We start from the raw sequence: 26,756 nt of genomic DNA on the forward strand, positions 1-26,756 counted from the left end.
ATGTTTCCTATATTACAGTTTCATTACAATAGGTAAACTTTTATCATAAAAATCAATAAAAAAGGTGTTACAAATGGATAAGCTCCACTTGTAACACCGACTATTTCATCTATTTGTTACTAAAATAACAATTAATCTAACACTTCTACAAATGCATTATTTGTACGTAATGCTTGTACCACATGCTCTACATCGGCTTCCATCACAGAAGCAGATAATACATATTTAAGATCATCATAGTCTTTTTCTGTCGCATTGCTTGCACTGTATGCTGCATCATTGTCACTGTCGCTACGAGGAGAATCTTCACCCTCAAGACGATCTTCACGATTTTCAATGATAGCCGTTGGAGCAACAATACCGCCTGGACCTGCTCCAGATGGAGCTCCTGCTGTACCTACAGCACCGCCTGTATTTGTAGCAATCGGAACGAGTGGTACTAATACTTTACCACTTTGACTAATTTGGTGTGGCAATCGTCCCACCTCAAGTTGTTTTACATTGAACGTTTGCAGAGCTGTTCTAGCACCCTCTGCTTGATCTTCTGTTTGAAAATAAGCTTGAATATGTTTAGTCATTGTCATTACCTCCTTGCTGTATTTTAAATACGTATTACAGACATACTATTTAAGAAAAAGAAATCTTTTCGTGGTGCGTTACACTTACAATGCTTTTAATATTTCACGTACAAACGCAGGCTCGTCTTTTGGCGTACGAGAAGTAATAAAATTACCATCTACAATCGCTTCACCATCTTCAAACGTTGCTCCTGCATTGACCATATCGTCTTTTAATGGAGGGAATGAAGTGATCGTACGTCCTTTAAGCAAATTAGCACTTGCCAGAATTTGTGGACCGTGGCAAATCGCTGCGATTGGTTTTTTCGCTGTATTTACTTCAGTAACAAATTTCAAAATGTCTTGATCCAAACGCAAGCCTTCAGGTGAAGAACCACCAGGGATTACAACTGCATCATAATCCGCAGCATTAACTTCACTGATTGCTTTTTCGATCGTGTATTCCTCTTTACCGTTTTTACCTTTCACCGTTTCTCCTTTTTGGAGACCGATGATATCTGCATCATGACCTGCTTTTTTTAGCTCGTCATAAGGTACCTGCATTTCGGAATCTTCAAATTGGTCTGCTAATAAGAATGCTACTTTACTCATGGGAATTGTTCTCCTTTCGTGTTGCTATCTAGTTAATCAATACAGTATAGTACTGTAATTGTTCTCGCTTTCTTATTACCCTGTTCTCCTGTTCTTCTACCACAATCAGCTCTTGAATTGATAAATAAATAACAAAAAGGACAATCTTTTGTCTCAAAGATTGCCCTTTTCATCTTGTTAATATTATATTTTTGATCACGATCATCTACATATCAACGTATTAATTTTTAGCAGCAGGGCTATCAATAATCAATGTTACTGGTCCCCAATTGGTCAGAGATACATCCATATCTGCGCCAAATATTCCTGTTTCTACACCTACTCCTAGACTGCGCAAAGCCTCGTTAAACGCTTCATAGATAGGCGTAGCGACTTCAGGACGTGCAGCATCACTGAACCCCGGGCGCTTTCCTTTGCGGCAATCTCCATATAGCGTAAACTGGGATACCGATAATACTTCACCACCGATATCCTGTAGACCTAGATTCATTTTACCTTGCTCATCTTCAAAAATACGAATGCCTGCTACTTTGCCTGCAAGATACTTCGCATCTTCGATCGTATCTGTATGAGTAACACCGACTAACACCATTAATCCTTTACCAATCTGCCCGACAATTTCTTCATTTACAGTGACAGAAGCATGTTTGCAACGTTGAACGACTACTCTCATAAATTCAAATCCTGCCTTTCTATGTAGAAAAGAAGCTAAACATTCCAGTAAAGGAGATTAGCTTCTTTTCAATTTAGATCATCATGTGTTGGTTTTACTGCATAATCCGGTGAACGGTATATACATCTTGGATTCGTTTAATTTTATCAACAACCGATTGTAAATGATCGGTATTACGAATCAGAATCGTCATATGAATCATTGCCATTTTATTTTTGTCTGAACGTCCAGACACAGCTGAAATATTAGTTTTATTTTCAGCTACTGTCTGCAACACTTCATTTAGCAATCCACGGCGATCATGACCGGTAATTTCAATATCAACACTGTAGTTCGATTCGACTGCATTTTCCCAGCCAACTTCGATAATACGTGCTGCTTCACTGTTATCACTGACATCAGGTACATTCGTACAATCGCTACGGTGAATCGACACACCCCGTCCGCGTGTAACATAACCGACAATATCATCACCTGGAACTGGATTACAACATCGAGCAAAACGGACTAATAGATTATCAATACCTTTGACGCTCACACCATTGGTTGGACGTGGACGTTTTTCTTCCGGTGCTGTTTTGACTTCTTTAACCTGTTCACTCAGTTCAATAATTGCGGATTCTTCTTGTTCTTTACGCAATTTTTCAGTTAAACGTGTACAGACTTGAGCTGCTGTAATGCCGCCAAATCCTATAGCAGATAACATATCTTCGCTATCATGAAAAGCAAACTTTTTACCGACTTCGACTAATTTATCATCGGTTAACCAGACAGAAGGCTCCAGATTGAGGCGCTTAATTTCACGTTCTAATGCATCGCGACCTTTTTCTACATTCTCTTCACGTTTTTCTTTTTTGAACCATTGCTTGATTTTGCTACGTGCATGAGAAGACTGCGCAATTTTGAGCCAATCCTGACTTGGGCCGTATGAATGTTTGGAAGTCAAAATTTCAATAATATCGCCTGTTTTTAAGCGGTGATCGAGCGGTACAATACGACCGTTGACTTTAGCACCAATCGTTCGATTCCCCACTTCGGTATGAATACGGTAAGCAAAATCCAGTGGTACTGAACCGATTGGTAATTCAATGACCTCGCCTTTTGGTGTAAATACAAACACTAGATCAGAGAAAAAGTCCATTTTAAGGGATTCTACAAATTCAGAAGCATCTTTCGCTTCATGCTGTAATTCGAGAATTTCTTTGAAAAAAGGAACTTTATTTTCGATTGTACCTGTTGTGCCTTCTTTGTATGCCCAGTGAGCCGCAATACCAAATTCAGCGGTTCGGTGCATATCCCATGTACGAATCTGTACTTCTGTAGGTTCACCATTTGGCCCTACAACCGTAGTATGCAAAGACTGATACATATTTGTTTTAGGCATCGCGATATAATCTTTAAACCGACCAGGCATCGGCTTCCATAAAGTATGAATAATACCGAGTGTTGCATAACAATCTTTAATATTATCTACGATAATACGGATCGCCAGCAGATCATAGATTTCATTAAACTGTTTATTTTTGATCGTCATTTTTTGATACACACTATAAATATGTTTCGGTCTACCAGAAAGGTCAGCTTCTACACCCATCTCTGATAGCTTTTCATTAATACGACCGATAACATTATCGATATATTGTTCACGTTCAGCACGTTTTTTGTGCATCAAATTAGCAATACGATAGTACTGTTGTGGATTCAAGTAACGAAGTGCAATATCTTCCATTTCCCATTTAATCGCCGAAATACCCAGACGATGAGCAACAGGACAGAAAATTTCAAGCGTTTCGTATGCAATCCGACGTTGGCTTTCTTCGGATTGGTATTTGAGCGTACGCATATTATGCAGGCGGTCAGCTAGCTTGATTACAATTACGCGGATATCTTGCGCCATTGCGATAAACATTTTACGGTAATTCTCATTTTGTTGTTCTTCTTTGGAGCGGAATTTAATTCGTTCTAGCTTGGTTAGACCATCAACCAGCATGGCACAATTATCGCCAAACCGGGTACGAATTTCATCAAGGGATACGGTGGTATCTTCAACAACATCATGCAGAAGTGCGGCGATAATGGAGATCGTATCCATTTCCATACCAACAACAATATCTGCAACCGCCAAAGGATGCAAAATATAAGGTTCTCCTGACTTCCGCACCTGGCCGTGATGGGCTTGATCAGCAAACTCATAGGCTTCCCGTATGCGGTGAAGATCCTTTTCTTTAATGTAGGCGGACGCCTTTTCAAGTAATCGCTCTATGCCCATAGAATCGTTGTCGTATCCTTTCTATTTATAAATAAACATTGTGAGTTCCTTTAAAAAACAAAGAATGTCACCTGTTTTCACATCTTTTTTAAAATTTTCAGTAGTTGTCAAAAATACATATCAAAATGGAACCTGCCCATATCTGTGTGGCATCAGGTTCCGAAAAGGGGATTTCCTATAATTATGCCTCTTGCACGTATCCGCGTCAACCATTCTGGATGAATGGTTTATGAAGATTATCAAGCTTTTCTGAAAAACGTTATTGAAAAAAACATCCAAACTCATTAAGCTATTAAAGATATGCGTTCTGGTTGTGAGTCAGACAGTTGTTTCATGATTGAAGTAGTGCCATTTGATACAGAGGAGTGAATAGCGTGCAGCGTGAAATTCAAGTGAATGAGAAACTGCCTTTATTTCAGGGATTGCTGTTAAGCTTACAGCATCTTTTTGCTATGTTCGGAAGTACTGTTCTTGTTCCTAATCTATTCCATGTTGATCCAGGTATGATTTTATTGATGAATGGTATAGGAACCCTGCTTTACATTTGGATCTGTCGGGGCAAAATTCCGGCTTATCTCGGTTCTAGTTTTGCTTTTATCGCTCCAGTTACCCTTGTTTTGACCAAATACGGATTTGATGAGAATGGATATTCTCTAGCTTTAGGTGCTTTTATTATAACAGGAGTTATCTTTGCACTAGTCGCTCTTATTGTAAAATATGCTGGTACACGCTGGTTAGATATTGTATTCCCACCAGCAGCGATGGGCGCTATTGTGGCTTTGATCGGACTTGAACTGATTCCGGTTGCTGCACAAATGGCTGGATTTATAGCTCCTTCAGGTACAGATGCAAGTACATGGGCTCCTGATATGAAAGTCATTACGTTATCGCTGATTACACTGGGAGTTACCCTGCTAGGTGCAGTAACGTTTCGTGGATTTCCCAAAATCATACATATTCTAATTGGTATTGCTGTTGGTTATGGACTCGCTTTTCCGATGGGATTAGTCGATACCACCAAAATTCATGAAGCAAGCTTTATCCAATTACCACAGGTTGTGACACCTTCATTTAACTGGTCTGTTATTTTGACTATTATTCCAGTGGCATTAGTTGTTATTGTAGAACATGTAGGTCACTTGCTAGTCACCAGTAATATCGTTGGCAAAAATTTATCCAAAGATCCAGGGCTACATCGTTCCTTATTAGGTAATGGTATTTCTACGATCTTATCCGGGTTTGTCGGTTCTACACCGAATACTACTTATGGTGAAAATATCGGTGTTATGGCGTTGACGAAAGTGTACTCTATTTATGTGATTGCAGGTGCAGCGTTATTTGCTATCGTATTATCATTCTCAGGCACATTTACAGGAGCAATCTCTGCTATTCCTCAACCGGTTATGGGCGGTGTTTCTCTACTGCTATTTGGAGTTATTGCTGCGTCTGGTCTACGTATTCTAGTCGAGCAAAAAGTCGATTATTCCAAAGCGCAAAACATGCTACTTACTACTATGGTACTGATTACAGGTCTAAGCGGAGCGACTTTGAAATTTGGCTCTGTAGAGTTAAAAGGCATGGCACTTGCTACGATTGTAGGTATTGTACTGAGTTTGTTTTTCCGTTTGCTACATGTAACCGGATTATCGAATGATAAAGACGATCCATCTTTGCCAGCCAAAAATCCAGATTGATAGATTAATATATTCATCTTCACTACTTTAAAATAAAAAGACTACCTTTAGCGTACAAAATAATTGTACAAAGGTAGTCTTTTTTTATTGAATGCTATACTTTGTTTCTTTTTAAAAATAGCGTTGTATTTTCTGTTCGAGATATTAAGGTCATGATGACCATCCCAAGCAAGTCATTTTCTTATAATACGAGTCATATACCATACTAAATATATGGTTGCTGAATAACGCTCACATCTGTTCGCTCGACGTGTTATAGGAAAATAATTTGCTTATTTTTTGAGTCTGAAAATACGAGCTATTCCATTGTGAATCCATTTCGATTCTTTGGTCATCAAAGGACCTAAAATTGCTAAAATTAATACATAGATTGCAGCAAACGGTTGTAAAATCGCAGCCAGTCCTCCAGCAGCACCCAGATTCGCTACAATAATTGAAAACTCACCACGTGACATAATCGTTAGCCCTACATTGGATGAAGATTTAGGTGACAAGTTAGCTGTTTTGCCTGCTAACATTCCTGCCGAGTAGTTACCAATCATCGTCAAGATTACAGCGCCGATCGCTAACCAGACAGCATTTCCACCTAATGACAATGGATCAATTGTTAATCCAAAGCTAAAGAAGAACAATGCGCCAAAGAAATCACGGAAAGGTAAAATAATTTTTTCGATCCGATGCATATGCGAAGTTTCGGCAAGAACAAGCCCTACTAACAAAGCACCGATTGCTTCTGCGACATGAATCGTCTCGGAAAATCCAGCAATTAAAAATAATGCAGCAAATACAGTACACATAAAAATTTCATTCGACGGGATATTGAGTAGCTTATTCAATAACGGTACAGCTTTGCGTCCGATGACTAGAATAAGTAACATATATCCAAGCGCTAGAGCAGCAGATAGAAGAATACCACCAATAGAAGTCGCTCCACTTAATAATAGACCGGAGAGTACAGACAGATACACTGCTAAAAATACATCTTCAAACATAATAATGCCGAGGATCATTTCTGTTTCTGGATTAGCAGTCCGTTTGAGATCAACTAACACTTTCGCTACAATCGCGCTAGAAGAGATCGTTGTAATCCCTGCAATCACCAATGTTTCTTTGATGCCGAATCCAGTAGCAAAACCGAATAGCAATCCAAGTGTAAAGTTAATTCCAATATAAATCGTTCCGCCAATCGCTATTGATTTACCGGCTTTGACCAACCGACCTACCGAGAATTCGAGTCCCAGATAGAACAGCAGGAAAATAACGCCAATCTTTCCCATAAATTCAATCAATTCCGCACTTTGAATAAATCGAAAATCTAAAATGCCGAATACCGGTGCATGAGGTCCTACAGCCATTCCTGCTAAAATATAAAAAGGAACTACCGAGAACTTCAATTTGGATGCAAGTAATCCTGCTAGCGCTACTAACAGAACAGCAATCCCAATCTCAAAAACAATATAGTCCATATTATCCAGACCCCCTCTCAAGCAATTGCTTAAGAATCTGAATACCACTACGCTCACCAGCTACTACAAGTGTATATCCTTCTTGCAGTACATATTCTGGCCCTGGACTGATCTTCTGCTTACGACTGGATTCAATACTTGCAATAACGACAGTGCCTGTATTTTCCCGAATCGCTAAGTCGCCAATCGTTTTCCCCAGACAATCCATATTTCTTTTCAATTTGTACCATTCGATACTTAATTGAGATAACGATAATTCAGCTTGTTCCAGTCCACTAGGTCGATAACTCATTCCACCAATAATACTAGCAATTTGACGAGCTTCTACATCTCCAAGTGTAACGACCAACTCATACTCTTCCGGGCTGTCCGGTGGATTGTGAAAAATCTCTCGCTTCCCATCTTCATGGACAATAATCGAAATTTTCTCACTCTCTTCTGTTTCTACTGAAAATTTCCTGCCAATACCGGGTAAGTCCGTCTCACGAATGTTAGCCATACTTCCCCCTCCTTTATCTTTAAAATAGCATGACTATTTGATACAGAAATAACTGTACATACAGTATGCTTCTACAATGTTATACGGGCTTCTATTCAATAGGTTTCATAAAAAAACTCATTTTTGACCAATTTAGCTCAAAAAACGCCAAAAAACCCGATTTACCAATAATAGTTATTGGTAATCGGGCGATCTTACAACACTTTTTATATATGATTCTTTTTATTTCCCGGGAAATGCTCTGTTTTAGAACGGATATTGTGTCAATGTGAACACATCAACGTCTGGTAATTTTTCACGACCATTTAAATCTTGCAACTCGATCATAAATGCTGTACCAACTACATTACCACCTAATTGACGAATCAAATTGATAGATGTAGCAATAGTTCCACCTGTAGCAAGTAGGTCATCAGCAATCAGAACATTTTGTCCTTCTGTGATCGCATCAGCATGCATTGCCAGGCTATCTTGACCATATTCAAGTGCATAATCAGCTTGAATCGTTTTGTAAGGAAGTTTACCAGCTTTACGAATAGGTACAAAAGCTACACCTAATGCATAAGCAAGTGGAGCACCTACTACAAAACCGCGTGCTTCTGGACCAGCAATCACATCAATTTGTAAATGCTCAACCATTTTTTTCAATTCATTGATAGACTGTTGGTAGACAGGTCCATTTTGCATCAAAGTTGTGATATCTTTAAAACTGATTCCTTCTTGCGGGAAATCAGGAATCACGCGAATATACTCTTTAAAATCCAAAAAAATCTCCTCCTCAAAATAAAAACCTGTATAACCCTATACTTTTTTTGTTATGACGCGCCTTGCATGCGGGAAATCATCCATGATGTTAACTGCGGCAGATCACTTTCACATAACATATATTCCATTTCAGCCAGCTCGCTAAGTTCCTGATACCGCTTCGAACTATCCAGAGGACGTTTGGAAGGAGAAGTATTAACCGTAACCTTTCCTTGCTCTCGGATAATAAATTCCAGTTCCTCGAATACTTCCAGCATAAGCTGTACCATTCTTATTGAACTGGATGTTTTTTGACTCAGGTAAGGAATAAGCTCATCTTCATGAACAAATTGCTGATTGCTTTTGACAAGCCATCCATAGATCAATTTAAATTGATCTCGATCAGGTTTTTGCAGAAGTTCCTGCTGTTGCCGCTTATCATGGAGAAGAATGATATTTTCAAGAGAAGTGAACTGGGCAAAAATCATATCCAATTGCCCTGTATGCGCTGGTAAAGACAATACACATAACGTGCGTACAGCTTCTGCACCATATTGCATAGAAATAGTATTGCCAGCGATAATGCCAGCCTTTCTATCATAACCCCAAAGGGATACATCACACAATTGGCTTTTTAATAAATCTTCATCTTCTTCACTTAATATCGCCCATTGTCCTTGTTCCATCGCCATATAACGTCCAAATTGTTGACGAACTTTGGTCAATTCACTATCGATCGCTTTGCAATCACGACGATCCCAGATTTGTAAGCCCGGTACAGCGATATCCTGAATCATCAATTGAGGTTTGCGATTACCCCGCCATTCATTGATACTCGTTTCGGCGAGCAGATCGATATGATCTCCTTCAGCAAGTAAACCTGCAAGTTCTCCTTTACCAAAAGCAACACCTTCTATCATCGTATCCCCTTGCTCTACAACTAATCGCAGATGTGTACCTGTTTTACCAATCGTTTTGGCTTGAATCACTTTAACACCGCGCAACACAATCCGGGGTAATGGATTAGACATCCCAAATGGAGCCAATTGATCTAATTCTTCAATCGCAGATAAAGATAATTCGCTTAACTCACATTCACAATCGGCTTGCGTCTGTGGAACCAACTCTTTTTCTGTTAAGATGGTAGCTGCTCGCTCATTCAAAGCGTGACGAAAAGCATCCAATTGATCACGATGAAGTGTCATTCCTGCCGCCGCCGGATGTCCTCCAAAATGATCCATTAAATCGGCACAGTTCAGTAGGGCTTGATAAATATCGTATCCGTCAATCGAACGAGCAGAACCTTTACACAGACCTGTTACGGGATCAATTCCCAATACAATCGTAGGACGATAATAACGGTCTAACAATTTAGAAGCCACAATCCCAACTACACCTGGATTCCAACCTTCTCCTGCGACTACAATCACATCTGGAATCTCTTTGGTCTGTCCCTCATACCCTTTTGCAACCATCTGATGTGCTTCTTGAGTGATCGTATTTACAAGCTCCTGACGAGATTTGTTTAATTGATCCAGCTCATGAGAAATATAATCAGCTTGCTCTGCATCTGTTGTAGTCAACAATTCTACAGCACGCATCGCATGTTCCATTCGTCCACTTGCATTGATACGTGGAGCCATTGCAAATGCAATATGTGTAGCCGATACTTGTTCATGTTCAATACCAGCTACATTCATCAAAGCGGTAATCCCTACAAATGAACTATTTTTCATTTTTTCTACACCTGCACGTACCATCATGCGGTTCTCACCTTCAAGTGGCATCAGATCGGCTACCGTACCGATAGCGACGATTTCTAACCATTGCTCAGGCATAGAACCTAATAAAGCGTGAGCCAGCTTAAAAGCAACCCCAACACCTGCTAACCCTTTAAAAGGATATGGGCAATAAGGTAGCTTCGGATTCACTAACGCATACGCTTGTGGCAACACAGCAGGTGGTTCGTGATGATCGGTAACAATAACATCTATACCATATTGGGCTGCATGAGCAATTTGTTCTACTGCACTAATACCTGTATCCACCGTAATAATTAAGGTTACGCCTTGTGCATGAGCTTGATCGATCGCATGTTGATGCAGTCCATATCCTTCTTTGGAACGATGAGGAATATAAGTATCAAAGTCAGCCTGTAAATGACGCAACAAATAGATCATAAGGGTCGTACTGGATACACCATCTGCATCATAATCCCCATAGATCCATATTTTTTCCTTTTGTTCTAAAGCTTGACGTATTCGTGCGACCGCTTCTGTCATCCCTGCTAGCAAATACGGATCATGAATATCATCACGACTTCCATGAAGAAAATGCAGTGCTTGTTGTTCCTCTGTATAGCCTCTACTGGTTAAAAGAGTAGACATTAATGAAGATATGCCCAACTTGTTCGCTAGAGACTGTGAAATCGTCTGATCAGGACGACGAATATTCCAATGATATTGTGAATGAATCATATGGTTCCTCCTTATTGAAGCATACCGTTTCCAGATGTATCTCTGCTTTGTGTCAGTTCATAATTCGATTTATACGGATATCCACCGTTATAAGGTACTACTTGTACCTGTACACTACTGACATGAGCAAAACGACTTAACAATAAATTTTTGGCATACTCTGAAATTTCTGCCGCTTCTCGAACCGTAATTTGTGGATTCACACTGATTTTAAGATCGATTTTGACACTGTCTCCTACTTCTTGTGCTTTTAATTCTTCTACAGTGATCACACCCTGTACACGTTGGACTGTATCCATAAAATCTACAGCATCCTGTTGATCCAATTCTTGTACCAGTGATCCATAAATAGAATGCTTCGCAATTCGATATCCTTGACGCCATACAATACCAGCCACCAGAATAGCTGAAATCGGTTCGATATAATACAGTTGATCGATATTCAGTTCCAAAGCTGCAATTGTACTTAACATTCCCGCAAGTACCAGAATAGAAGAGTACAACGAATAACGGTGATTATCTACATCATCTGCCAGACGAGCATTTTTTTGCTTTTTCGCATAACGATAACGATAACGGAATACCGCTTCATTGATAGCAATAGATAAAAATACAGGAATAATCGCATACGGCTTAGGATCAGGAGTCTCTATAGACATCATATCTCGTATAGCTGAAATGCCAATTTCTAATCCACCTAACAACAAAAGCACAGTTATCATCAAGTTAGCAAATGGAGCACCTGTTTTGGCAGGAGGTTGATTTTGCGCTAATTTGTTATGTTGGCGTGTATGCTGTTTTGCATTCCCATTGGGATTGGATAAACGTTCGACAAGACTACTTGCCGCTGTAGAAGCTGTATATAATGCATCTCCCATCAATGCTTTATTGTTAGCAATATAACCGGTAACTCCTTTGACAATCGCCAATCCGAGTCCCGTAACAACCGATGTCCAAAACACCTTTTCTCCTTGATGGATATCTTGGTTTTTCACGATTTCCCCTCCTAAAACAACATAAAGCCGCGTCTGTAACAGGACGCGGCTTCAACATGTTGGACTTGCAATGTTACGCCGTCGTTTTAGACGGAGTTTTCGCTTTTGGTTTTTGTCTGTTTTTAAGCAACAACCACAATGGGCTAGCAATAAAGACAGAAGAGTAAGCACCAAATACAAGACCAAGAATCATTGCTAATGAGAACATACGAATCGACTCACTGCCGAATATGAACAAACATACACAAGCGATAAATACAGTTAATACTGTATTGAGTGAACGAGTCATGGTTTGAGAAATACTGTTGTTGACGATGGTTTTAACATCACCAGTTTTCTTCTGTTTAGAGAAGCGTAGATTTTCCCTGATACGGTCAAAGATAACGACAGTATCATTTAGCGAGTAACCGATAATAGTCAGGATCGCTGTAATAAAGGTAAGATCGACTTCCAAACGGAAAATAGAGAAAATCGCAATTACGATAAATGCATCATGTAGCATGGCTACAACCGCAGCGACAGCAAAGCGCCATTCAAAACGAATCGTAATGTAGATAATAATACCCAAACTTGCAGCTAATACTGCCCACAAAGCATTACGCTCTAATTCTTGTGCAATCGCTGGATCTACAGTGTTGACTTCAAAAGAAGCTCCACTATCCAATTGTTTGGTAAATGCTTGTTTGAACTGATTTTCTTGAGTATCACTTAATACTTTTTCGAAACGGACATTCATTCGTCCATCACCGATTGTAATACTAGGATCATCACTCAATTTTAAAGCTTCAATAACTGGTTTGGCTTGAGCTTCTGTGATCGGTTTTGTTAATGTGACATCCACATTAGAACCTGAACGGAAATCAACGCCATAATTTAATTTGAAGATCGCTAGACTCAAAATACCAAGTACGATCAAAATGATCGAGAACGTATAGAAATACTTACTGATTTTGATAAAATCATAATTCCACTTAAAGCGCACTGCGTTCACTCTCCTTTACACCGAACGACTTCGCTTTGGTAATAATCTTTCCTTTGAGAAGCAAAGATAGCAAGAAGCGAGAGAAGAACACATTCGTCAAGATACTTACTATGATATTAAGAATCAATACTAATGCAAAACCTTTTACTGCCCCTGTACCTAATGCGAACATTACAGCACCAGCAATAATCGTTGTGATATTAGCATCCATAATTGTTCCGAATGAATTACGTCCACCTGCTTTGAATGCAGACAATAAGCTCTTACCACTACGAAGTTCATCTTTGATCCGTTCGTAGGTAATAATATTCGCATCTACACCCATACCAACGCCGAGAATAAATGCTGCAATACCTGGCAAGGTTAATGTAAAGTCGCCTGCAATAAAGATCATAACCAACAGCCATGTATGAACAATAATACAGAAACCTGCGATTAGACCAGGCACACGATAGACAAGAGCCATAAATAACAGGATCAAGATCGAACCAATAACACCTGCAAGCAATGTATCTTTCAATGATTGTTGACCCAATGTTGCGCCAACACTTTGTGAATACACTTCTGTCAATTTAAGTGGCAAAGCACCCAAGTTGATCTGGTCTTTCAATTGTTGTGCTTCTTCTTGTGTATACGTACCTGTAATAACAGCTGTTCCGTCTGAAAGTTCACCTTGTACTCTAGGAGCAGAAAGCAATTGATCATTTAGGAAAATAGCTAAGTTTTGACCTGTCAAACGTTTAGTGATCTCAGCAAATTTGCTTGCATCTTTCAACTTAATAGCAATTTGTGGCTCATTCAGTTGAGTGTACGAAATAGATGCTCCATTTTCTGTGAAATCATTACCTGTCAATTCTACTTTACAATATACTTTAAGCGGATCTTGTGCTGCTGGATCCTGCTCTGCTGCGCCATTGTATGTATCTCCAGGGGCAGTTGTAGCTTCTCCAGTCGTTGGATCAACATTAATTTCTTGTGTTGCTCCTGCCGATTGAGTCGATACTTCATTGCTGTCTTTGGAAGTCGATTTACTCGTAGCATCAGATTTTTTAGTGCTACTTGTAGATTTGCTTGTTGCTTCATCTTTTTTCGCAGAAGAATCTGTTGTACAGCCATCTGCGCTACGGAATGTTAATTCCGCTGGTTCTTTCATCGTTTGGCGAACGGTTGCTTCGTCCGTAACTCCAGCAATTTTCAGACGAATACGATCTGTACCCTCTGTTGTAATTTCTGGTTCACTGGTACCCAAAGCATTTGCACGTTGTTCCAAACTTTTTGCTGTTTGCAATAATGATTCCCTGGTGACTTGTTCCCCCTGCGTGGTTGGCGTAGCCTGATACAAAATCTCGAAACCGCCTTTAAGATCCAGTCCTAAACGAACATCCTTAAATAACGGTGTCGTTGCGCCAATAACGCCAGCAACGACGAGCATAACGACTACGAAGCTGATGATTCTTTTCATCCCGTATGTGGTTCCCCTTTCATTCTCAATATTCCTATTATAGCGATGGCACAAATTACAGTCAATTTACCACTGGTCTGCAAAATAAACAAGCTGATGTCGATAAAGTACCGACTCCAGCTTATCATTGGTTCATGCTGTTATTCAACAGTTTATGATTGATCCAACGGTGCCTGGTTCCAAGTATCTGGTGCGCTTTTATAAGATGACATTGTTACATAATTCATAAACTGATTTACCCTCATCGACAAAATGTCACTAACCAACTCATGAAGTTTGGGCATCCCCTGCTTATCATATTTGTGGCCGAGGCAATCCCATATCTCATCTGAAGTCACATTTTCGTAGCCAAGCAGACGAAATTCTTCTGCTTTACTTTCGCATAATGTCTCAATCACTTCAGTAAGCTCGGCATTGGTCAATTCTTCCATCGCCATTGGAGCACCTTTCCTTCCCACACTTGATTACCCTGTCTATTTTTTTATTTGTCCATGCTCAACATTAAGTAATTCTGCATTGAATTGGAATCTCCTGCTACATTCACAAGATAATAAAATAAAGATAAGCAGAAGCTATTGCCAAAGAAATAAGTGTTAATGGTAATCCTACTTTCAAAAATTCCATATAACTAAAATGATGTTTTTCACGATGAGCTATAGCAGCGACTAATAGATTGGAAGAAGCACCGATTAATGTGCCATTTCCACCAATACAAGCACCTAGGGATAAAGCCCACCAGAGAGGGTTAAGCACAGCAGGCGCATCTGCATTCATTTGCACTCCTGCTTCTTGAATTAAAGGAATCATCGTCGCAACCCATGGAATATTATCAATCGCCGCAGATACCAGACCTGTTATCCACAATATAATCATCGCTGCAAATCCCAGATTGCCATTCGTTAATTCTAATAATTGTGTAGCTCCCAGACTAATCCATCCTGTATCGACTAGACCGCCTACCAATATAAATAGCCCGATAAAAAACAAAACGGTTTCCCATTCGATCTCACGCCAGATTTCGCCAGTACGCCACTGGGATCGAGTACTAACTAACAGCATCAATACAGCGCCGCTTAAAGCAATCACAGGAGTCTCAATGCCTATCCAGTTCTGACTTACAAACGCAAGCAACGTCACTATAAATATAATCAATATCGCTATTGCGCGACGAGGGTTCTGAATATAAGAACGCGCTTCTTCCTCCAAATGTTGCAGTGGAGCCTTGAGTGAGTGTTGACGGAATGATTTGCGATAAAACAACAATAACAGTCCTACATTTACAATTAATAATATAAGTACAATAGGTCCAAGTACTGTCAGAAATAAATTAAAGGTCAACTGAGGATTAGCCGATCCGATCCAAATATTCACCGGATGCCCAATCAATGTCGCAGCACCGCCCAGATTACTCACCAAAATCTCAGCAATCAAAAAAGGAACAGTATTCAGCTCTAATTTACGAGTGATCACAAATGTGACCGGTACGATCAATAATACCATCGTGACACTATCTAACAGTGCTGAACCAATAGCAGTCAAACAAGTCAGCAAAAGCATAACCCGTACAGGCCCACCTTTTGTCCATTTCAGACTATAGATCGCTGCATACGGTATCAAGCCACTTCGATTCATCACAGCCGCAATGAGCATCATACCGATCCAGAGAAAGATCGTATTCCACTGGATATGCATCATATAAGCATCTTGCCAATGCACAATACCAATCACAAGAAAAATCAGAGCTCCTGCTAACGCAACTAACGCTCTACTGATCCGATCGGTCATCCAAACTGCATATATGATCAAAAAGATCACAATCGCTGCCACAGGCTGCCATGAACTCATCAACGCTGTCGGTTGCATATTGCACCTCCTTATTCATACTTTATGTTTATCCTATCTACTTCAATATATCATCTTCAAGCAAAAAACGGACCTGTTAATCAGGCCCGCTTCGATGTAAACATTATTATTAAGGATCAATACACGTAATTATTTAGTCAAAACAGGTGCTTTTTCGCCTGTTGCATGACTGATTGAAGCACGATCAAATGTTAATTTAGTAACATCGTTTACGCGCAAAACAACGATATCGTCTGTGATTTCAGCAATCGTACCGTGCAATCCACCGATCGTTACCACTTTATCACCTTTAGACAACGTATTTAACATCATTTTACGTTGCTTTTGTTTCTTTTGTTGCGGACGAATCAGTAAGAAGTAAAAAATAACGAACATAAATACAAATGGAAGGATTGCTCCCCAGATACCGCCTGTTCCACCTGCAGCTGCTGCTGTTTCAAACATGTTATTTCCCCCTTTTTCTTATCAACCATTAATCGAAAAACAATATCATATCGTTTTCGATGGATGTCATGTACATACCGTTTTTTTAGAACCCTTTATCATTATCATGTAGTCCATATTGCGTGAAGAACTCTTCTTTAAAGTCCAGAAGACGATCATCCATAATCGCTTGACGTACATTTTTCATCAGATTCAATAAGAAATGCAGATTGTGATAAGTGGTCAATCGTAGACCAAATGTCTCGTCTGCTTTGATGAGGTGACGCAGATAGGCACGGGAATAATTCCGACACGTATAACAATCACAGTTCGGATCAAGTGGTCCAAAATCACGTGCATATTTTGCATTACGTACCACTACGCGTCCTTCACTAGTCATGGTTGTACCATTGCGTGCAATCCTTGTAGGCAACACACAATCGAACATATCTACTCCACGAATCGATCCTTCGATCAAAGCATCAGGCGAACCGACACCCATAAGATAACGTGGCTTATTGTGCGGAAGAAACGGTATAGTGAAATCCAAAGCTTGATACATCAAGTCTTTAGGCTCACCTACACTCAGTCCACCAATAGCATACCCCGGGAAATCCATCGAAGTCAAATCAAGTGCACTTTGTTTACGTAGATCTTCATGCATCCCACCTTGAACGATTGCAAACAGCCCTTGATCATGTGGACGACCATGACTTTCAAGGCAACGTTCTGCCCAGCGAGTCGTACGTTCAAGTGACTTTTTCACATATTCATATTCAGCAGGATATGGAGGACATTCATCAAATGCCATCATAATATCCGAACCTAATGAATTTTGAATATCCATTGCAATTTCAGGGGATAAGAACAACTTATCTCCATTCAAATGCGATTTAAAATGAACACCTTCTTCACTAATTTTACGCATATCGCTCAGACTAAATACTTGGAATCCACCGCTGTCTGTCAAAATTGGGCGATCCCAGTTCATAAATTTGTGTAACCCACCAGCATCACGAATCAAATCATGTCCTGGACGAAGAAACAAATGATACGTATTACTCAAAATAATATGCGCATCCATCTGTTTTAATTCTTCTGGACTCATCGTTTTGACTGTTGCTTGTGTACCTACAGGCATAAAAGCAGGTGTTTCAATAACTCCATGCGGAGTATGAACACGTCCAAGACGTGCTCCTGATTGCTTACAAGTTTTGATATGTTCGTACGTAATAGGTCCAGCCATAGTATTGGTTCTCATCCTTCTGCTTATAAAATAGGATAGTCAGTCTTATCACTAAGTTAGCTTATCCTGTTAACGTCACTATAGATATAGCTTACAACAACGTTCATCAACAGTTAATTATACGGGAGCATCCCTATGAAATACAATCATTTTCTAATAAATAAACATCGCATCGCCGAAGCTGAAAAAGCGATACTCCTCAGCTACTGCCTGCTGATAAGCATCCATAATATGCTCTCGTCCAGCTAATGCACTGACCAACATGACCAGGGTAGATTTAGGCAAATGAAAATTCGTAACCATTGCATCAACCAGACCAAATTCATGCCCTGGATAAATAAAAATCTGCGTCCAGCCACTAGAAGCTTCGATCAATTGCCCTTTTGCTTCACGAGCTACAGTTTCCAATGTACGTGCAGAAGTTGTCCCTACAGCAATAATACGGCCACCGCGCGCTTTCGTTTCATTTAGCAATTGAGCCGTCTCAGCAGACAATGAGTAAAACTCTTCATGCATCACATGTTCTTCAACCGTTTCGACAGACATAGGACGGAATGTACCTAATCCAACATGCAAAGTCACAAAGCCTACCTGTACACCTTTGGCTGCAATTTGATCTAACAATTCTTTTGTAAAATGAAGCCCGGCTGTTGGTGCAGCTGCGGAACCTTCATGTTTTGCATATACCGTCTGATAACGTTCACGATCATCTAGCTTTTCTTTAATATATGGAGGAAGTGGCATTTCTCCTAGACGATCTAGAATTTCTTGAAAAATACCTTCATATCGGAAAGACAATACACGCATCCCCATATCCGATTCTTCTTCAATCACGGCTTCCAGCTCACCGCCAAAATCAATTACAGCGCCTTTTTTCAGCTTTTTACCTGGTTTTACTAGTGCTTCCCAACGATCACCTTCCAGTTGAGTTAATAACAATACTTCTGCTTTAGCACCTGTATCACGTTTGATCCCAAATAGACGAGCTGGAATTACACGTGTATCATTCAAAATCAATGTATCGCCTTCATGTAAATAATCTAAAATTTCACCAAAATGCTGATGTCTGACTTCACCTGTTTGTTTGTTTAAAGTAAGCAAGCGTGAAGCTGTTCGATCTTGCAATGGAACTTGAGCAATCAAATGCTCTGGTAATTCAAAATCATATACATCTACTTTCATGGTTCTACTTACCCCTTCGTAATTTGCACATTGTTATAATAATGTTGCAAGATTTGTTTATAATTTGATCCTTTGTCAGCCATACCTTTAGCGCCCCATTGGGACATACCTAATCCATGACCATTCCCGTTACCTGTAAATAAAAATCCACCTGCTTCAGTCACTCTAGCTACACCATCACCATTTAAAATCACCGTTGAGCTTGAACCTGTTCCCTGTCCTGAAGCTCCTAAAATAACAGTTCCGGCAGCTGGCATTTCATTTTGATCATTATTTGAACCTACAACTACATAATTTGCTGTATTTACCACATCAAATAATGTACTTGGTAGACTATTGAGTGCAGAACGGAACACATCTGGATACTTCACTTTCACAACAGCTCCATTCACTTTGATTTCAGTAACACGTCCAGAAGGACCACGCTGAGAAACCTGAATAGAAGTGATGGTAGATGGTAAGCTTGCGGTTGTTTTACCTTTTAACGTTGCCAGTATTTGCGCCGAAGTAAAAGGGCCACGTATCCACTGATAGCTATTGGACTCAGGTAATAATTCTAACACAACAGCTTGATCACCTGGATTCATTTGACCTACCATAGATACATTACTTTGTACCACTGGTAAAGGACGCACATTTGTATTTTTAGCAGTAACTGTCATATAGTCTAGTCCAGCCGATGTTTTCTTGCCTGATAATTTTACATTATCTTCACGTACATAACCAGACTTTCCGTTATCTAATAATACATGATACCAATTTTTAAGCGCAGCTTGTGAAGCCGCATCTTCTTTTGATACCACACTCACAAATACGTCTCCACCGCCGTTCCATACTTCAGAAGGGTCAGCTGAAGCCCCGCCACTATTGGCAGAAAATATCGCCTCAATCACTTTATTATTTTTTGTGACGATTTCACCTGCTGTAGCATCAACAGCTGAAATGATTCGTTTATCTTCTGCACTCACACCGTTATACGCTTGACTCAGTGTAGTATCTACCACATCTGCTATTTTAAATTTAGAACCTTGCTCTTGAAATCTAGCATAGCTACGTGCAGCTACTGCTTGAGCTTTCAAAGCTTCTGCTGGCCATGAAGCAGATACTTCGCCACCGACTACCGAATACAGATACTCTTCCATAGGCAAAACATTAATCCATGCCAGTTGACCGTTATAATTACTTATTTCAAAATCACCACGATATGTTCGAGCAGAACGTTCAGTCACTTGAGTTCCTGAATCGTTTCCTTGTAACATCATTTTGACATCTGTTCCACTAACCATATAATGATCAACCGGTGAAGGGCTAGTAATACTTGAAGTCACATTTGTACGTTTAATAAGCGCCGCTTGTGTACTATTTACAGTAGTGAGTGTGACATCAGGTAATGCTGTTGCTGCAACTGATTTGATACTTGCCAAAGAAGCCGCATCTGCTTCTTCCCCTACCCATACATTGTAAGCGAGAGCTCCGCCACTTTTAGTAATAGCGACAAATCCATCCAATCCAGCTGCACTGACAGCAGCAAGTCCAGCATTCGCTTGTGCTTCAGTTGCATAACTTCCCGCAGACAAATGGAAACCACCTTTTACCGCAGGTGTCTGACCATTCAAAATAGACCTTACTGTAGAAGCTACACGAGAAGCTCCATTCGTAGCAGCCGCTTTAGAAGAATACATCCCTGTATACAATTGATATACGGTGCCACCATTTTTGGAAGCTGAGAATACGATAGGTTTGTCACTTGTCGATTGTAATAATTTGATCCCTGCCACCGCTGTAGCAAAATCAGCCGTTTCCAATACTTTCACCCGATAGCCATCAATACCAAAGCTTGCTTGATTGCCAATAGATAACCAAGAATCAACTACTCCATTATTCGATTGACCTACACTAAGACTCCCTGCGGATTTCACATTAACTACAGGGACTATTGAAGAATATGTATTCCCCACATCTAAAAATAGCCCTACACGCACTTTTTCATTATCGACAGATGGTGTTGCTGCATAAGAAGATTGAGGCAATGTTCCTGCTAAAAGTATCACTACAGGCAAAAGCCATAATGTTTGCTTCCATTTTTTCAACGTTGTATTTACATTTGTAGTCACATTCATTCACTTGTTCCTTTCTTGAGTCCATACTTATACATCGACACTCTTATCCATTATACGCATAAGTAGTCCAAATGACTTGGTTTGCACCGAAATTCTCTCAAAATCCTTGCGATTAATCATACTCCAGTCTTCTTAATTCAAAATGTTTTAATATTCAATTCCTCTATTTCCTAGTCCTGTCTTTCTCCGTCTATATTTGTTGTAAATTATATCTATATTACTACACTACATATTTAAAATTGCTCTATTTAACTTACAACGTCTAACACTCAACACTCAACACTCAACACTCAACACTCAACACTCAACACTCAACACTCAACACTCAACACTCCAAAATTATACGGATAGCTGAACAGTAAGTAACTTCTTTGAGCGCAAAAAAAGACTGACTATTTATAGCATCTTGCTCTCTACAAATAACCAGCCTTTTCGATTCATTCAATTTTATGCTTTTCCATTCAAATGATCTGGCATAGGTATCCCCAAATAATCATAAGCCATAGGCGTAACAATACGTCCTCGTGGAGTACGTTGTAGGAATCCTAACTGAAGCAGATAGGGTTCATATACATCTTCAATCGTTTGACCTTCTTCACCGATAGTGGCAGCGATAGTGTCCAACCCTACAGGACCACCGCGGAAATTATGAATCATCGCTTGCAATACTTTATGATCAATCTGATCCAATCCTCGCGGATCGACTTGTAACATATCCAATGCTTCGTCTGCAATCTCAGGTGTGATAATCCCATCACCACGTACCTGTGCATAATCCCGTACACGTTTGAGTAGACGGTTAGCAATACGAGGTGTTCCTCTACCACGAAGTGCAATCTCGTCTGCTGCATCGCCTACAATATCAATACCAAGTATCTCTGATCCCCGGCTTACAATAAAGGAAAGTTCATCGACTGTGTATAATTCCAGCCGACTCACAACTCCAAATCGATCACGCAAAGGAGCAGATAACAAACCTGCACGTGTTGTTGCACCAATCAATGTAAATGGCGGCAAGTCCAAACGTACTGAACGAGCACTAGGTCCTTTACCAATCATAATATCAAGCGCCGAATCTTCCATAGCCGGATACAAGACTTCTTCTACAGACCGATGTAATCGATGAATCTCATCAATAAACAATACATCCCCATCTTGCAGATTAGTCAGCAAAGCCGCTAGATCACCAGGACGCTCGATAGCAGGCCCCGAAGTTGTTCTTAAGTTGACACCAAGCTCATTGGCAATAATGTTAGCAAGTGTAGTTTTACCTAACCCTGGGGGGCCATATAAAAGAACATGATCCAACGCCTCGCCTCTCAACTTAGCAGCTTCAATATAAATTTTCATATTTTCTTTAATCCGAGTTTGCCCGATATATTCTGAAAGGTAACGGGGACGTAGACTCAGTTCCACCGCTTGGTCTTCCATCATCAAGTTAGCAGATATGATGCGGTCATCCGTCATCTTTATTCGCTCCCCTTCATCTGTTCTACCTGTCTTTTTAAATCTTTTTAAAATTTCATTACCACTATCTTTAAATATACCATAGCTATTCTAATATAAATATTTAGCAAAAGATAAGTTCATAGAATGCCTTTTTTTAAATAGTATCCCTTGATCTCAATTACTATAATATTCATCATATGTGCAAAATAGAAATAAACTTTCAACTCTATTAGCTTTGTTCCCAAATATACCAAAATAGATCGAATTTCTATTATTCCAATGTATTTTAGCATAGTAATGAGGTTAACCAGTATATAACATTTTTAATGCTCTCTTCATAACATCATCGGCTGTATCGTCAGGGAATACTTCGTGTTTCAACGTTTGCCAGATTCGATCCAATTCGGTATCCGTATACCCCAGAGCTTTCAATCCATCACGTACTTCAGGCCATACTTCTCCAGAAGTAGTGCTAGTCGTTGGTAGAGCAAATAATCCTGTAGCAATAATAGAATCACCAATACCACCCAATTTATCTTTCAAATCCAGAATCATACGTTGTGCAGTCTTTTTACCAATCCCAGGCAGTTTGGTCAAAAACGTAATATTTTCTTGATAAATAGCAGTAACAACCCCTTCAGGGCTACCACCACTTAGAATACCAAGAGCTACACGTGGACCAATACCAGATACTTCAATCAATTTGCGAAATAATTTCTGTTCATCACGTGTAGGGAATCCAAATAATTGAATTGCATCTTCACGTACATGATGATGAATATAAATGGTGACTTCACCGGTCTCTTTCATCCATGCATAAGGGTTAGGGCAAAATACGCGATACCCGATTCCTTGCATATCTACAACCACATATTCATTTTCTAAATGCACTATCGGCCCGCGCAAAAAATCAATCATTTTTTCAATACCTCATTTATCTTCGAATTTAGCAAATAAGAATGAGCATGACATACAGCTACAGCTAATGCATCAGCGACATCATCAGGTTTCGGGATTTTTTGCAAATTCAAAAACATTCGAATCATTTCTTGAACTTGCCTTTTTTCAGCTTTACCATACCCTACAACAGCTTGTTTTACTTGCATTGGTGTATATTCTGCAATAGGCAAACCCTTCTGTTTAGCTGCTAAGATCATCACGCCACGCGCCTGACTCACAGACATCGCATTAGTTACGTTACGGTTAAAAAATAGTTTTTCAAAAGCAACCGTATCTGGTTGATACTTCTCAATTAGTTGTACAGTACCTTCATATACATGCAATAATCTATCTTCATCAGGTGTATGAGCTTCTGTCTGAATACAACCATATTGAACAGGAGTCAACTTACTTCCATTTTTATCTATAAACCCAAAACCAACAATCGCAATTCCGGGGTCAATTCCCATTACACGCAAATCGATCTCTCCCTTGTTCTATTACATAAATATTAATACTCTTTTTATAAATAAAATAGTAATCATAATGAATACATATATTCTGTTTTCCAAATAAATAAAATGAGTTCTTACTGATGATAGAGAGTAATTTATTATAGGGCTTACTACTATTCATCATCTTAATCATATATTCAAGTAAAGCTAAATAGGCGAACATATGTATCTCTTTCATTTCATTATAGCAAATATAAATCCACTTGAGTTAATAAAATAACAAAATTTCATTTCAATAAAATCTATTCTATTTCAAAGCTAGGTTAAGTTATTCTTATTAAAATCATAACTATAAATATGTACGTATAATTCATCTATATCAGTAGATGTAATTCGATACAGTAGATGCTATAGCAAGCTTTATATTATTCTTATAACTATTTATCATAAGCAAATTAAAACGAATATAAATGAACATAAAAAAACCATTGATCATTACGATCAATGGTTTTTTAGTATCGGGACGACACGATTTGAACATGCGACCCCCTGGACCCAAACCAGGTGCTCTACCAAGCTGAGCTACGTCCCGATAAATAATATGCCGGTGAAGGGACTCGAACCCCCACGGTTTCCCTCACGATTTTGAGTCGCGCGCGTCTGCCAATTCCGCCACACCGGCCAATCAAGATAAAAATGGCGCGCCCTAAGAGATTCGAACTCCTGGCCTTTTGATTCGTAGTCAAACGCTCTATCCAGCTGAGCTAAGGGCGCATATAAAATTTAGAAAATATTGGAGCGGACGATGGGAATCGAACCCACGACCCTCGCCTTGGCAAGGCGATGCTCTACCGCTGAGCCACGTCCGCAGTATAATATGAATTACAAAGTCTATGATCGAACCAATTTCTTTAAAAGAAAATGGCGGAACCGACGGGATTTGAACCCGCGATCTCCTGCGTGACAGGCAGGCATGTTAACCCCTACACCACGGTTCCAGATTAATTGCGGGGACAGGATTTGAACCTGTGACCTTCGGGTTATGAGCCCGACGAGCTACCGGACTGCTCCACCCCGCGTCATTAATACTTACTATAAAATTCTATGGTGGAGATTGACGGGATCGAACCGCCGACCCTCTGCTTGTAAGGCAGATGCTCTCCCAGCTGAGCTAAATCTCCAAAGAAGTAATATGACCCGTAGGGGACTCGAACCCCTGTTACCTCCGTGAAAGGGAGGTGTCTTAACCACTTGACCAACGGGCCACAATAAAACAGATACTTTACATACTAACATCTTATTACTTTTAGAACAAGTCCATTTACAACTAATATTCTAGGCTAGTGGCTGTAATAAAACGGCCTCTGGCGGAGAGAGAGGGATTCGAACCCTCGAGACGCTTGTGACGCCTACACGATTTCCAATCGTGCTCCTTCGGCCAACTCGGACACCTCTCCATATGGCTCCCCGAACAGGACTCGAACCTGTGACAACTCGATTAACAGTCGAGTGCTCTACCAACTGAGCTATCAGGGAATAGTCACCGTCTCGCCGGATCACTCCTCGAAACGGTCAATCGTCTTGCTTCGCTTGGCAACGTCCTACTCTCCCAGGACCCTGCGGTCCAAGTACCATCGGCGCTGGAGGGCTTAACGGTCGTGTTCGGGATGGGTACGTGTGGAACCCCTCCGCCATCATTACCAAACGGGCAGGTGTGTTGCTCCCTGAAAACTGAATCCGAAAACGAAAACATCGCGTGTTAGCTTATTGGATAAGCCCTCGACCGATTAGTATTGGTCAGCTCCATGCCTTACGGCACTTCCACCCCCAACCTATCAACCTCGTCGTCTACAAGGGGTCTTACATACTGGGAAATCTCATCTTGAGGGGGGCTTCACGCTTAGATGCTTTCAGCGCTTATCCCTTCCGCACGTAGCTACCCAGCGATGCTCCTGGCGGAACAACTGGTACACCAGCGGTGCGTCCATCCCGGTCCTCTCGTACTAAGGACAGCTCCTCTCAAATTTCCTACGCCCACGACAGATAGGGACCGAACTGTCTCACGACGTTCTGAACCCAGCTCGCGTACCGCTTTAATGGGCGAACAGCCCAACCCTTGGGACCTACTTCAGCCCCAGGATGCGATGAGCCGACATCGAGGTGCCAAACCTCCCCGTCGATGTGGACTCTTGGGGGAGATAAGCCTGTTATCCCCAGGGTAGCTTTTATCCGTTGAGCGATGGCCCTTCCATGCGGTACCACCGGATCACTAAGCCCGACTTTCGTCCCTGCTCGACGTGTCTGTCTCGCAGTCAAGCTCCCTTATGCCTTTACACTCTTCGAATGATTTCCAACCATTCTGAGGGAACCTTAGGGCGCCTCCGTTACACTTTAGGAGGCGACCGCCCCAGTCAAACTGCCCACCTGACACGGTCCCTGTACCGGATCACGGTACGAGGTTAGAACTCAAATGCGATCAGGGTGGTATCCCAACGGCGCCTCAACCGAAGCTTGCGCTCCGATGTCTACGGCTCCCACCTATCCTGTACAAATCGCACCCCAGTTCAATATCAAGTTGCAGTAAAGCTCCATGGGGTCTTTCCGTCTTGTCGCGGGTAACCTGCATCTTCACAGGTATTAAAATTTCAC

At 40.5% G+C, this 26,756-nt stretch carries 21 protein-coding genes, 10 tRNA genes and 2 rRNA genes (1 of these 33 cut by a window edge); 1 reads left to right on the plus strand and 32 read right to left on the minus strand.

The annotated features are described in order from the left end of the window. Positions 1 to 131: 131 nt before the first annotated feature. The 4 genes from QE450_RS14065 to QE450_RS14080 form a co-directional block, all read right to left on the minus strand. Positions 132 to 578, minus strand: coding sequence for a hypothetical protein (locus QE450_RS14065; protein ID WP_273613350.1), 447 nt, complete (start codon positions 576 to 578; stop codon positions 132 to 134). A gap of 84 nt (positions 579 to 662) precedes the next feature. After that, on the minus strand, positions 663 to 1,169 hold the full coding sequence (locus tag QE450_RS14070; RefSeq protein ID WP_273613351.1) for a type 1 glutamine amidotransferase domain-containing protein: 507 nt from the start codon (positions 1,167 to 1,169) through the stop codon (positions 663 to 665). A 220-nt stretch (positions 1,170 to 1,389) separates the two neighbouring features. Next, entirely contained in the window at positions 1,390 to 1,842 is a 453-nt protein-coding gene (gene dtd, locus QE450_RS14075) for a D-aminoacyl-tRNA deacylase (protein WP_307299940.1), read from the minus strand. A gap of 94 nt (positions 1,843 to 1,936) precedes the next feature. Beyond that, positions 1,937 to 4,111, minus strand: a complete 2,175-nt coding sequence (locus QE450_RS14080) for a RelA/SpoT family protein (RefSeq protein WP_273613353.1) — start codon at positions 4,109 to 4,111, stop codon at positions 1,937 to 1,939. Between the two features lie 374 nt (positions 4,112 to 4,485). Between QE450_RS14080 and uraA the strand changes: the two genes are divergently transcribed. Further along, entirely contained in the window at positions 4,486 to 5,805 is a 1,320-nt protein-coding gene (gene uraA, locus QE450_RS14085; RefSeq protein WP_307299945.1) for a uracil permease, read from the plus strand. Positions 5,806 to 6,077: 272 nt separating this feature from the next. Here the strand turns inward: uraA and QE450_RS14090 are convergent, their stop codons facing one another. From QE450_RS14090 to QE450_RS14225, 28 genes are all read right to left on the minus strand, one after another. Next, positions 6,078 to 7,271 (minus strand): cation:proton antiporter, encoded by a 1,194-nt coding sequence (locus QE450_RS14090; protein WP_307299948.1) that lies wholly within the window; start codon positions 7,269 to 7,271, stop codon positions 6,078 to 6,080. Between the two features lies 1 nt (position 7,272). Then, on the minus strand, positions 7,273 to 7,770 hold the full coding sequence (locus QE450_RS14095; protein WP_273613356.1) for a cation:proton antiporter regulatory subunit: 498 nt from the start codon (positions 7,768 to 7,770) through the stop codon (positions 7,273 to 7,275). A 246-nt stretch (positions 7,771 to 8,016) separates the two neighbouring features. Then, positions 8,017 to 8,535, minus strand: a complete 519-nt coding sequence (locus QE450_RS14100; RefSeq protein WP_204822972.1) for an adenine phosphoribosyltransferase — start codon at positions 8,533 to 8,535, stop codon at positions 8,017 to 8,019. A 50-nt stretch (positions 8,536 to 8,585) separates the two neighbouring features. Beyond that, positions 8,586 to 10,991, minus strand: a complete 2,406-nt coding sequence (gene recJ / locus QE450_RS14105; RefSeq protein WP_301262712.1) for a single-stranded-DNA-specific exonuclease RecJ — start codon at positions 10,989 to 10,991, stop codon at positions 8,586 to 8,588. 11 nt (positions 10,992 to 11,002) lie between these two features. After that, positions 11,003 to 11,986 (minus strand): cation diffusion facilitator family transporter, encoded by a 984-nt coding sequence (locus QE450_RS14110; RefSeq protein ID WP_274172050.1) that lies wholly within the window; start codon positions 11,984 to 11,986, stop codon positions 11,003 to 11,005. A gap of 73 nt (positions 11,987 to 12,059) precedes the next feature. Further along, entirely contained in the window at positions 12,060 to 12,968 is a 909-nt protein-coding gene (gene secF, locus QE450_RS14115) for a protein translocase subunit SecF (protein WP_274172049.1), read from the minus strand. Then, a complete protein-coding gene (gene secD / locus QE450_RS14120; RefSeq protein ID WP_273613360.1) occupies positions 12,958 to 14,430 on the minus strand; it encodes a protein translocase subunit SecD in 1,473 nt (490 codons plus the stop codon). Before secD ends, secF begins: the two co-directional genes overlap by 11 nt. Positions 14,431 to 14,582: 152 nt before the next feature. Then, the gene (locus QE450_RS14125; RefSeq protein WP_204822967.1) at positions 14,583 to 14,867 is read right to left on the minus strand and encodes a post-transcriptional regulator; all 285 of its coding nucleotides are present in this window, start codon (positions 14,865 to 14,867) and stop codon (positions 14,583 to 14,585) included. A gap of 103 nt (positions 14,868 to 14,970) precedes the next feature. Beyond that, on the minus strand, positions 14,971 to 16,293 hold the full coding sequence (locus tag QE450_RS14130; protein ID WP_307299956.1) for an ArsB/NhaD family transporter: 1,323 nt from the start codon (positions 16,291 to 16,293) through the stop codon (positions 14,971 to 14,973). A gap of 129 nt (positions 16,294 to 16,422) precedes the next feature. After that, entirely contained in the window at positions 16,423 to 16,737 is a 315-nt protein-coding gene (yajC, locus tag QE450_RS14135; RefSeq protein ID WP_204822965.1) for a preprotein translocase subunit YajC, read from the minus strand. 85 nt (positions 16,738 to 16,822) lie between these two features. Next, a complete protein-coding gene (gene tgt, locus QE450_RS14140; RefSeq protein WP_204822964.1) occupies positions 16,823 to 17,962 on the minus strand; it encodes a tRNA guanosine(34) transglycosylase Tgt in 1,140 nt (379 codons plus the stop codon). A 153-nt stretch (positions 17,963 to 18,115) separates the two neighbouring features. Next, the gene (queA, locus tag QE450_RS14145) at positions 18,116 to 19,144 is read right to left on the minus strand and encodes a tRNA preQ1(34) S-adenosylmethionine ribosyltransferase-isomerase QueA (protein ID WP_301262709.1); all 1,029 of its coding nucleotides are present in this window, start codon (positions 19,142 to 19,144) and stop codon (positions 18,116 to 18,118) included. Positions 19,145 to 19,152: 8 nt separating this feature from the next. After that, entirely contained in the window at positions 19,153 to 21,264 is a 2,112-nt protein-coding gene (locus QE450_RS14150; protein WP_307299964.1) for a SpoIID/LytB domain-containing protein, read from the minus strand. Positions 21,265 to 21,711: 447 nt separating this feature from the next. Continuing rightward, entirely contained in the window at positions 21,712 to 22,731 is a 1,020-nt protein-coding gene (gene ruvB, locus QE450_RS14155) for a Holliday junction branch migration DNA helicase RuvB (RefSeq protein WP_069329815.1), read from the minus strand. Positions 22,732 to 23,016: 285 nt separating this feature from the next. Continuing rightward, positions 23,017 to 23,631 carry a Holliday junction branch migration protein RuvA gene (gene ruvA, locus QE450_RS14160; protein ID WP_307299972.1) on the minus strand — a complete coding sequence of 205 codons (615 nt, stop codon included), beginning with the start codon at positions 23,629 to 23,631 and terminating at the stop codon, positions 23,017 to 23,019. After that, the gene (gene ruvC / locus QE450_RS14165) at positions 23,628 to 24,131 is read right to left on the minus strand and encodes a crossover junction endodeoxyribonuclease RuvC (RefSeq protein ID WP_069329817.1); all 504 of its coding nucleotides are present in this window, start codon (positions 24,129 to 24,131) and stop codon (positions 23,628 to 23,630) included. Before ruvC ends, ruvA begins: the two co-directional genes overlap by 4 nt. A 494-nt stretch (positions 24,132 to 24,625) precedes the next feature. Continuing rightward, positions 24,626 to 24,699 (minus strand) — tRNA-Pro (locus tag QE450_RS14170). A gap of 10 nt (positions 24,700 to 24,709) precedes the next feature. Then, positions 24,710 to 24,789: transfer RNA gene (locus QE450_RS14175), tRNA-Leu, on the minus strand. 15 nt (positions 24,790 to 24,804) lie between these two features. Continuing rightward, positions 24,805 to 24,881: transfer RNA gene (locus QE450_RS14180), tRNA-Arg, on the minus strand. Between the two features lie 20 nt (positions 24,882 to 24,901). After that, positions 24,902 to 24,976, minus strand: a tRNA-Gly gene (locus QE450_RS14185). Positions 24,977 to 25,029: 53 nt separating this feature from the next. Next, positions 25,030 to 25,105: transfer RNA gene (locus QE450_RS14190), tRNA-Asp, on the minus strand. A gap of 7 nt (positions 25,106 to 25,112) precedes the next feature. Then, a tRNA-Met gene (locus tag QE450_RS14195) sits at positions 25,113 to 25,186 on the minus strand. 26 nt (positions 25,187 to 25,212) lie between these two features. After that, positions 25,213 to 25,288: transfer RNA gene (locus QE450_RS14200), tRNA-Val, on the minus strand. A gap of 12 nt (positions 25,289 to 25,300) precedes the next feature. Then, positions 25,301 to 25,372: transfer RNA gene (locus QE450_RS14205), tRNA-Glu, on the minus strand. Between the two features lie 100 nt (positions 25,373 to 25,472). Continuing rightward, a tRNA-Ser gene (locus QE450_RS14210) sits at positions 25,473 to 25,564 on the minus strand. A gap of 3 nt (positions 25,565 to 25,567) precedes the next feature. Then, positions 25,568 to 25,643: transfer RNA gene (locus tag QE450_RS14215), tRNA-Asn, on the minus strand. A gap of 52 nt (positions 25,644 to 25,695) precedes the next feature. Next, a 5S ribosomal RNA gene (rrf, locus tag QE450_RS14220) occupies positions 25,696 to 25,812 on the minus strand. A gap of 62 nt (positions 25,813 to 25,874) precedes the next feature. Continuing rightward, positions 25,875 to 26,756, minus strand: a 23S ribosomal RNA gene (locus QE450_RS14225); it runs 2,042 nt beyond the window's last position.

The organism is Paenibacillus sp. SORGH_AS_0306, from assembly GCF_030819345.1.
GTDB classification, from domain to species: domain Bacteria; phylum Bacillota; class Bacilli; order Paenibacillales; family Paenibacillaceae; genus Saccharibacillus; species Saccharibacillus kyungheensis.